General features: G+C 74.7%; 2 protein-coding genes. Both read left to right on the forward strand.

Features of this window, described 5'->3' with window-relative positions:
• On the forward strand, positions 1-3,849 hold a 3,849-nt coding region (locus H300_RS0121075; protein ID WP_028428977.1), incomplete at its 5' end, for an SDR family NAD(P)-dependent oxidoreductase.
• Between the two features lie 91 nt (positions 3,850-3,940).
• Positions 3,941-10,693: type I polyketide synthase (locus H300_RS28410; protein WP_037981361.1), on the forward strand; the 6,753-nt coding region annotated here is incomplete at its 3' end.

Below are 10,693 nucleotides of genomic sequence, written 5' to 3' on the forward strand. Positions count from 1 at the left end.
GAGCGCGGGCTGGGGGTGGACTGGTCGGGGGCGTTCCCGGGGGCGCGGCGCGTCGCACTGCCGACATACGCCTTCCAGCGCAACCGCTACTGGCTCGACGTTCCGACCAAGAGCTGGGACATCGCCTCGGCGGGTCTCGCCACGATCGGACACCCGCTGCTCGGTGCGGCGGTGCAGGTCGCGGACTCCGATGAGCTGCTGCTCAGCGGCCGGATCGGGCTGGACACCCACCCCTGGCTCGCCGACCACGCGGTGTCGGGCCTCGTCCTCTTCCCCGGCACCGCCTTTCTCGAACTCGCACTGCGTGCCGGGGCCGAGACGGACTGCCCGGTGGTCGAGGAACTCACCCTCGGATCGGCGCTGGTGCTACCGGACGAGGGAGCCGTCCACCTACAGCTCCGGATCGCCGCGCTCGACGGCGACGGTCGGCGGGGGCTCAGCGTGTTCGCCCGTACGGCACGGGACGCCGACGCGCCCTGGACCGAGCACGCCACCGGCACCCTGGCACCCCGGCCCGCCGGGGACCCGGCCGCGGTTGGTCTGCTGAGCTGGCCGCCCTCCGGTGCCGAACCCGTGGACACCGGCGACCTCTACGAGCGCTTCGCCGAGGCCGGCCACCACTACGGCCCCGCCTTCCGCGGTATCCGTGCCGCGTGGCTCCGCGGCGGTGAGGTGTTCGCCGAGGTGGCGCTGCCGGAGCCGCAGCACGCCGACGCCGCCGGATGCGTGTTGCACCCGGCGCTGCTGGACGCGGCCCTCCAGATCGCCGCACTGCTGCCCGACCAGAACGGTCGGGCCCGGCTGCCCTTCAGCTGGAATGGTGTGACCTGCGGGATCACCGGGGCCACCATGCTGCGCGTACGGCTCGCCGCCGACGCGCCGGAGGCCGTGACCCTGCACGTCCACGACCTGTCCGGCCGGCAGGTGCTCGGCGTGGAGTCCCTGCTGCTGAGGCCGCCGGCCGAGGGCGGGCCGCTCTCCGCGACCGCCCACGCCGACCTGCTGTACCGCCTCGACTGGACCCCGGCCACCGAACCGGCCGGCAGCGCCGTGCCCACCTGGGCCGCCCTCGGCGGTGCCTTCCCGGGCGCGGTGTCATGGCAGGACCTCGACGCCCTGGGGGCTGCCCTCGGAGCGGGCGCCACCCTCCCCGAGGTGATCGTGGCGACCGTCGCCACGCCGGACCTGCCCGATTCCGCCGACCGGGTCCGCGCCACCGCACACCAGGGCCTCGCCCTCGTACAGCAGTGGCTGGCCGACGAGCGGTTCGCCGCGGCCAGGCTGGCCCTGCTCACCACGGACGCGGTACGTACCGGACCGGTCGACCGTCCCGTCGAGCCCGCCCAAGCCGCGCTGTGGGGTCTGGTGCGCAGCGCGCAGGCCGAGCACCCCGGGCGTTTCGTCCTCATCGACGCGGCCGGGACCGGCGAGCCGGCGGACGCCCTGACCGCGGCGCTCGCCGCCGGGGAACCCGAGCTGGCACTGCGGACCGGCCCGCCGCTGCTGCCGCGCCTGGTCCGAGGCGGACGGCCGGACGACACGCTGTCCCTGCCGGACGGCGCCGCCTGGCGGCTCACCACCGACGGCCGGGGCTCCCTGGAGGACATCACGGCGGAGCCCGCTCCCGAGGCCCTCGCCCCGCTGGGCAAGGACGAGGTACGGATCGCGGTGCGCGCCGCCGGTGTGAACTTCCACGACGTCATCGCCACGCTCGGACTGGACCCCGACCCCGAACAGCAGGGACTGGGCAGCGAGGGCGCCGGAACCGTCATCGAGGTGGGCCCGGGTGTGGACGACCTGGTGCCCGGGGACCGGGTAATGGGGGTCTTCGGGGGTGCGTTCGGCCCGACCGCCGTCGCCGACCGCCGCACCGTCGCCCGGATACCCGCGGGCTGGTCCTTCGCCCGCGCCGCATCCGTGCCGGTGGTGTTCCTCACCGCCTACTACGGTCTGTTCGATCTCGGCGGACTGCGGCGCGGGGAATCGGTACTGGTCCACGCTGCGGCCGGCGGTGTCGGCATGGCGGCGGTGCAACTCGCCCGGCACGCCGGTGCGCGAGTGTTCGCGACCGCCTCCCCCGCCAAGTGGGACGTCCTGCGGGCCGGAGGGCTGGACGACGGAGACATCGCCTCGACCCGGACCACGGAATTCGCCGGGAAGTTCCTGACGGCCACCGGTGGCCGGGGCGTCGACGTCGTACTCGACAGCCTGGCGCGGGAGTTCGTCGACGCCGGTCTGCGGCTGCTGCCGAACGGCGGCCGGTTCGTGGAGATGGGAAAGACCGACGTTCGAGACCCCGAGACAGTCGCGCGGCAGCACCCCGGGGTGCGCTACCGGGCGTTCGACCTGATGGAGGCCGGTCCGGAGCGTGTCGGCGAGATGCTCGCCGACGTCCTGGGCCTGTTCGAGCAGGGAGTGCTGCATCCCCTGCCCGCCACCGGCTGGGACGTCCGGCAGGCCCCGGCCGCCCTGCGCTCACTCAGCCAGGCCCGGGGTGTCGGCAAGAACGTCCTGCTGCTGCCCGCTCCGCCGGACCCCGAAGGGACCGTCCTGGTCACCGGGGCCACCGGCACCCTGGGACGGCTCCTGACCCGGCACCTGGTCGTCGCGCACGGCACCCGGCACCTGCTGCTGGCGGGTCGCCGGGGCGGCTCCGCCGACGGAATGCCGGAACTGGTACGGGAACTGACCAGGCTCGGGGCGTCGGTGACCGTCGTCGCCTGCGACGTCGCCGACCGCGCCGCGCTCGCCGACCTGCTCGGGGCGGTGCCCGCCGCGCACCCGCTGACCGCCGTCGTCCACGCGGCCGGTCTCCTGGACGACGCCACGATCGCCGGGCTGACCCCGGACCGGCTCGACCGCGTCCTGCGGCCCAAGGCGGACGCGGCGCTTGCCCTGCACGAACTCACACGTGACCTCGACCTCGCGGCCCTGGTCCTGTTCTCCTCGGGCGCCGCCCAGTTCGGCGCGGCCGGGCAGGCGAACTACGCCGCCGCCAACGCGGTCCTCGACGCCCTCGCCACCGAACGCCGGGCCGAAGGACTGCCCGGCCTGTCCATCGGCTGGGGCCTGTGGGAAGAGCGCAGCGAGATGACCGCCGAGGTCACCGCGGGCCGGGGCGCCGGGGCGGGCGCACTGACCTCGGCGGAGGGCCTGGCCCTGTTCGACGCGGCGCTGGACTCCCCCTACGCCTACCGGCTCGCGGCCAGGATCGCCCCGTCCGTGCTGCGGGCGGACGACCGGCTGCCCGCCGTGCTCCGCGGCCTGGTACGTCCCGCCCGTACCGGCGCCGCCGCGGCACCGGCCCGCTCGATGGCGCGGCAGCTCGCCGAGCTGCCCGAGGCCGAGCTGTACCGGACCCTGCTCGACCTGGTGCGCGGCAACGCCGCGGCGGTACTCGGCCACAGTTCGCCGGACCTGATCCGCCCGGCCCGCCCGTTCAAGGACGTCGGCTTCGACTCCCTCACCGGGGTCGAACTGCGCAACCGGCTGGTGTCCTCGACCGGGCTGCGGCTGCCGGCCGCGCTCGTCTTCGACCACCCCACCCCGGAGGCACTGGCCCGCCACCTCGCCGAGCGGACCACCGCCGCCAGCCCGACAGGCGACGCGGCGGTCCGGGCCGGGATCGACACCCTGGAGACCCTGCTCGATGCCCTGCCGCCGGAATGCCTGAGCGACGAGCTCGCCGCCCGGATAGGGGGAATGCTGTCCCGCCCGCGGCCCGGCGGGACACCGGCCACCACCGCCCGCCCCACGGGCGACGTGGACGACCTGGCCCCCGACCTGATCGAGGCGGCCAGCGACGACGAGGTGTTCGACTACATCGACCGGCAGTTGGGATCCACATGACCAGGGCACCGGCCCGCGCGCCTCGCACATCCCGAGACGAGACCCGAGCAGCCCGAGACGAAAGCAGCGGTGTCCAGTGAGCGACCAGAGGATGCGCGACTACCTCAACCGGGTGACCATCGACCTGCGGGACACCCGGCAGCGGCTCCGGGAGGCCGAGGCCCGCGCGAGCGAGCCGATCGCGATCGTGGCGATGAGCTGCCGCTTCCCCGGCGGTGTCCGCACCCCGGAGGACCTGTGGGAACTGCTCGCCGAAGGCCGCGACACCGTCGCGCCCGTCCCCGGCGACCGGGGTTGGGAAACCGCCTGGCCCTCCGGCGGCACGGTACCCGGGCGGGGGGCGTTCCTGGACGGTGCGGCGGACTTCGACCCCGACTTCTTCGGCATCTCGCCCCGCGAGGCGGTCGCGATGGACCCGCAGCAACGGTTGCTGCTGATGGCGTCCTGGGAGGCCGTCGAGCAGGCCGGTATCGACCCGCTCACCCTGCGGGGCAGCCGTACCGGGGTGTACGCCGCGGCCATCGACCAGGGGTACGCCACGCTGGGCTCCGGCGCCGCCGAAGCCGTCCAGGGGTTCCTGATGACGGGGAACTCGATGAGTGTGATGTCCGGGCGGGTGTCCTACGCGCTCGGACTCGAAGGCCCCGCCGTCACCGTGGACACCGCCTGTTCGGCCTCGCTGGTGGCGCTGCACCTCGCGGCGCGGGCCCTGCGGGCCGGTGAGTGCTCGCTCGCGCTCGCCGGTGGGGTCAGCGTGATGGCGCTCCCGGCGGTGTTCGTCGAGTTCAGCCGGCAGGGCGCGATGTCCCCCGACGGCCGCTGCAAGCCGTTCGCGGCGGCCGCGGACGGCACCGGCTGGGGCGAGGGCGTGGGGATGCTGCTGCTGGAACGGCTGCCGGACGCGCGCCGCAACGGGCGTACGGTGCTGGCCGTGCTGCGCGGCTCCGCCGTCAACCAGGACGGCGCCAGCAACGGCCTGACCGCCCCCAACGGACCCTCCCAGCAGCGGGTCATCCGGGCCGCCCTCGCCGACGCCGGACTGTCCGCCTCCGAGGTCGACGCGGTGGAGGCGCACGGCACCGGCACCACTCTCGGCGACCCGATCGAGGCCGACGCGCTGCTGGCCACGTACGGCCAGGACCGGCCCGCCGGACGTCCGCTGTGGCTGGGGTCGCTGAAGTCGAACATCGGGCACACCCAGGCCGCCGCCGGGGTCGCCGGGGTCATCAAGACGGTCCTCGCGCTGCGGCACGCTGCCCTGCCGCGAACCCTGCACGTGGACGCGCCCACCCGGCACGCCGACTGGTCCTCGGGCGCCGTCGAACTCCTCACCGAGGCCCGTGACTGGCCCGCCGTCAACCGGCCTCGCCGAGCCGGGGTGTCCTCGTTCGGCATGAGCGGCACCAACGCGCACGTCGTCCTCGAACAGGCACCGGAGCCGGAACCGGCCGACGGACCGGAAACAGTGACCGACGGGCCGGACATCGTGGCCGGGCCGAGCGCGGGGGCCGGTCCGGCGTCCGGGCCCGGGCCGTCGGCGGAGCCGACGGGCGCGTCCGGGGGCGCGTTGGCCTGGGTGCTGTCCGGCCGCACCGCGTCCGCGCTCGGTGACCAGGCGGCCCGGCTGCGCGCCCGGCTCGCCACGGACGCACCCGCACGGCCGGCCGATATCGGGTTCTCGCTGGCGGCCACCCGGTCCGCCTTCGAACACCGGGCCGTGGTGATCGGCGACGGGCACCCCGCACTGCTGGACGGGCTCGCCGCCCTGTCCGGACCGGGCACGGACCTGCCCACCGGCCCAGCCTCGGCCACCCCCGCTGACGTCGTCGCGGGAACCGGCAGGGTCGTCGAGGGCGGGACGGCACTGGTGTTCCCGGGCCAGGGCTCCCAGTGGGCCGGCATGGCACGGGACCTGCTCGCCACCAGCCGCGTCTTCCGGGACCACCTCGCCGCCTGTGCCGCCGCCCTCTCCGCCCATGTCGACTGGCGGCTTCCCGCCGTCCTGGAGGGTGCTCCCGGGGCACCCTCCCTGGAGCGGGTGGACGTGGTGCAGCCGGCGCTGTGGGCGGTGATGGTGTCACTGGCCGCGCACTGGGAGTCCTGGGGCATCCGGCCCGACGCCGTGGTCGGGCACAGTCAGGGCGAGATCGCCGCTGCCGTGGTGGCGGGAGCGCTGAGCCTGCAGGACGGGGCGAAGGTCGTCGCCCTGCGCAGCCGGGCCATCCGGGCGCTGGCCGGACTCGGCGGCATGGTCGCGGTGTCGCTGCCCGAGGACCGGGTCCGCGCCGAGATCGCTCCCTGGGCCGAGAAGCTGTCAGTGGCCGCCGTCAACGGGCCCGCCGCCGTGGTGGTCTCGGGGGAGCCCCGGGCCCTCGCCGCACTGCTCGCCCAGTGCGCCGCACAGGGCGTACGGGCCCGGTCCGTACCCGTGGACTACGCCTCGCACTCGGCCCAGGTCGAACGGATCAGGTCCGAAGTGCTGGCCGCGCTGGCCGGCGTACGCCCTCTCCCGGCCCGGACTCCCTTGTTCTCCACCGTCACCGGCGACCGGCTCGACACCACGGCCATGGACGCCGACTACTGGTACCGCAACCTCCGCGGGACCGTCCGCTTCGACGCGGCCGTACGCTCCCTGGTCGGGCAGGGCCACGAGGTCTTCGTCGAGGTGTCGCCGCACCCGGTGCTGACCACGGCCCTCCAGGACGCCGCCGAGGCCACCGGCGCCGCGGAGCCGCCCGTGGTCGTCGGCACCCTGCGCCGCGACGACGGCGGACTGCGCCGGGCCCTGCGTTCGGCCGCCGAACTGTGGGTGGCGGGCGCGGCCGTCGACTGGTCCGCGGTGTACGCCGGCACCGGCGCCCGCCCGACCGCCCTGCCCGGATACCCCTTCCAACTGCGGCGCTACTGGCTGGAGCCGGAGGCGGTGCCCGACACCGGACCGGCCGCCGCCGACCCGCACGACACGGCCTTCTGGCACATGGTCGACCACGACGCCCCGGCCGAGCTCGCCGCCCACCTCGCCGTGGACGAGGACGCCCTCACCCCCGTACTGCCGGCCCTGCGGGGCTGGCGCAAACAGCGGCGAGACGAGAGCGTCATCGACTCCTGGCGCTACCGCGTCGGCTGGCAGCCCCTGCCCGACCCGGCGGCCGCCACCCCCGCTGCCGGCACCTGGCTCGTCGTCCTGCCCGCCGGACACGAGGACGACGCACAGGTACGCGGCCCGCTGCTCGCACTCACCGAAGCGGGCGCCACCGTCGTCACGGCCGAACTCACGGCCGACGCCGTCCGCCGCACGGACCTCGCGGACACGCTCGCCAGCGCCCTCGGCGACCGCGTCCCCACGGGCGCGCTGTCGCTGCTGGCCGCCGCCGACCAGCCCCACCCCGACCACCCGGCCCTGCCCACCGGGACGGCACTCACCGTCGCACTGGTGCAGGCCCTGGGCGACCTCGCCCTTGCGGTACCCCTCTGGTGCGCCACCGCCGGGGCCGTGTCCACGGGCCCGGACGACCCGGTCACCCACCCCCGCCAGGCACTGGTCTGGGGCACCGGACTGGTGGCCGCGCTGGAACTGTCCGCCCGCTGGGGCGGACTCATCGACCTGCCGCCCGAGCTCGACGCCCGCGCCAGGACCCGGCTCACCGCCGTACTGACGGCCTCCGCCCCCGGCACGGATGGCGTCGGCCGCGAGGACCAGCTCGCCCTGCGCCCCACCGGCCTCCTGGCCCGCCGCCTCCGGCGTGCCCCCCGGAGCGACGGTCGGGCGAAGTCCTGGAGGCCCCGCGGCACCGTCCTGCTGACCGGCGGCACCGGAGCCGTCGGCCCGCACCTCGCACGCTGGCTGGCCCGCAGCGGTGCCACCCACCTCGTCCTGCCCGGCCGCCGTGGCCCCCATGCGCCCGGCGCGGCCGAGCTCGCCGCGGAGCTGGCCGCCCTCGGCGTACGACTGACCCTGCCCGTCTGTGATCTGGCGGAGCGTCAGGCGGTAGCGGCGCTGCTCAGTGGCCTGGAGACGGCGGGCGACCCGGTCACCGCGGTCGTCCACGCGGCCGCCTTCGTCGCGCTCGCCCCCCTGGACGGCACACCGATGTCCGCGTTCGAACAGATCGTCGCCGCCAAGGCCGCCGGCGCCGAACACCTCGACGCCCTGCTCGACCGCGAACTCGACGCCTTCGTCCTGTTCTCCTCGATCGCCGGAGTCTGGGGCAGCGGCGACCACGGCGCCTACGCCGCGGCAAACGCCTACCTCGACGCCCTGTCCCAGCACCGCCGGGCCCGCGGCCTCACCGCCACCACCGTCGACTGGGGCATCTGGCAGGCCGAGAACCCCTGGCAGGACCGCATCGCCCCGGAGGGCGCCGACCTGTTCAAACTGGAGCAGCACGGCCTGCCCCGGATCGCCCCCGACCTCGCCGTCCACGCCCTGAGCCAGGCGCTGGGCGACGACGAGACCGTACTCGCCGTCGCCGACGTCGACTGGGAGCGGTTCGCCGCCGTCTTCACCTCCACCCGCCCCAGCCCGCTGCTCACCGGTGTCCCCGAAGCCCGCCGCGCCCTGGAGGCCGCGACCGGCGACTCGGAGATGCCCGCCGCCGCACTGCTGCGCCAACGGCTCGCCTCCCTCGGCGAATCCGAACAGCACCGCCTGCTGCTCGACCTGGTCCGCACCCACGCGGCAGCCGTCCTCGGCCAACCCACGGTGGACGCGATCCGGCCCGGCAGAGCCTTCCAGGACATGGGCTTCGCCTCCCTCACCGCAGTCGAACTCCGCAACCGGCTCAACACCGCCACCGGACTGCGGCTGCCGTCCACCCTGATCTTCGACCACCCGTCGTCCACCGCGCTCGCCCGGGAGATCCGCGCCGAACTGCTCGGCCGACAGGCCACCGAGCCGCGCCCCGCCGACCCGGCCCCCGCCGCACACTGGCCCGCGCCCGACGACGAGCCGATCGCGGTCGTGTCCATGGCCTGCCGCTTCCCCGGAGGCATTGGCACCCCCGAAGACCTGTGGCGTCTGCTCGCCGACGGCGGCGACGCCGTCTCCGACTTCCCCACCGACCGCGGCTGGGACATCGAAGCCCTCTACGACCCCGATCCCGATCGCCCCGGCACCTCGACGACCCGGCGGGGCGGTTTCCTCCACGACGCGGCCGATTTCGACGCGGAGTTCTTCGGCATCTCGCCGCGCGAGGCCCTGGCCATGGACCCTCAGCAGCGACTCCTCCTGGAAACCACCTGGGAGGCTATCGAACGCGCCGCCATCGACCCGGCCGCCCTGCGTGGCAGCCGCACCGGAGTGTTCACCGGCGTCAACTACGCCGACTACGCGGCCGTGGTCGCCCAGTCGGAGGAAGGAGACGGCCACCTGCTCACCGGCAGCGCACCCAGCGTCGTGTCCGGCCGGGTCGCCTACACTCTGGGCCTCGAAGGCCCCGCGGTGACCATCGACACGGCCTGCTCCTCCTCACTCGTCGCCATGCACCTCGCAGGCCGGGCGCTGCGCGGCGGTGACTGCTCCCTCGCCCTGGCCGGCGGCGTCGCCGTGATGGCGACCCCCGGCGCCCTCATCAGCTTCTCCCGTCAGCGGGGACTCGCCGAGGACGGCCGCTGCAAGGCGTTCTCGGAGGACGCGGACGGCATGGGCATGGGCGAGGGCGTCGGAGTACTGCTGCTGGAGCGTCTGTCGGACGCCCGCCGCAACGGACACCCGGTACTCGCGGTGGTACGAGGCTCCGCTGTCAATCAGGACGGCGCCAGCAACGGCCTCTCCGCCCCCCACGGCCCGTCCCAGCAGCGGGTGATCCGTGCGGCTCTCGCGGACGCGGGGCTGACGGCGTCCGAGGTGGACGTGGTGGAGGCGCACGGCACTGGCACCACTCTCGGCGACCCCATCGAGGCCCAGGCCCTGCTGGCCACCTACGGCCAGGGGCGGCCCGCCAACCGGCCCTTGCTGGTCGGCTCCCTCAAGTCCAACCTCGGCCACGCCCAGGCGGCATCGGGTGTGGCAGGGGTCATCAAGACGGTGCTCTCCATGCAGCACGGGCAGGTGCCCCGCACTCTGCACGCCGACAGGCCCTCCGGCCACGTCGACTGGACGCGCGGAGCGCTGGCCCTCGTGACCGAGCAGCAGCCCTGGCCGCCCCACGGTCGCCTCTTCCGGGCCGGAGTGTCCTCCTTCGGCCTGAGCGGCACCAACGTCCACACCGTCCTCGAACACACCCCCCCTGAAGACGACGGCCCGACAGCCGAACGCACCCCCCTGCCGGCGGTGCCCTGGCTGCTGTCGGCGAAGAGCCCGCGGTCACTGCGTTCCCAGGCCGACCGCCTACGCCGCCACCTGGACGACCTGGACGACAGCCCCGTACCCGGCTCGCGCGACATCGGGTCCGCCCTGGCCGCGCGCACCGCCTTCGAGTACCGGAAGGCACTGATCGGAGACCGGCACCAACTCCACGCCCTGCTCGGCCAGATGGCCGACGACAACTCGGGAGGGTGGGACGGCGGTCGCACGGTTGACGGTCGTGTGGTGTTGGTGTTTCCGGGTCAGGGTTCGCAGTGGGTGGGGATGGCTGTGGGGTTGTTGGGTGGGTCGGGTGTGTTTGCGGGGCGGATGGCGGAGTGTGAGCGGGCTCTTTCTCCGTATGTGGAGTGGTCGTTGGTGGAGGCGTTGGGTTCGGAGTGTTTGTTGGCGCGGGTTGATGTGGTGCAGCCGGTGTTGTGGGCGGTGATGGTGTCGTTGGCGGAGGTGTGGCGGTCGTTCGGTGTGGTTCCGGATGCGGTGGTGGGTCATTCGCAGGGTGAGGTTGCTGCGGCGTGTGTGGCGGGTGGTTTGAGTTTGGAT

This window comes from Streptomyces sp. TAA040, assembly GCF_000424845.1.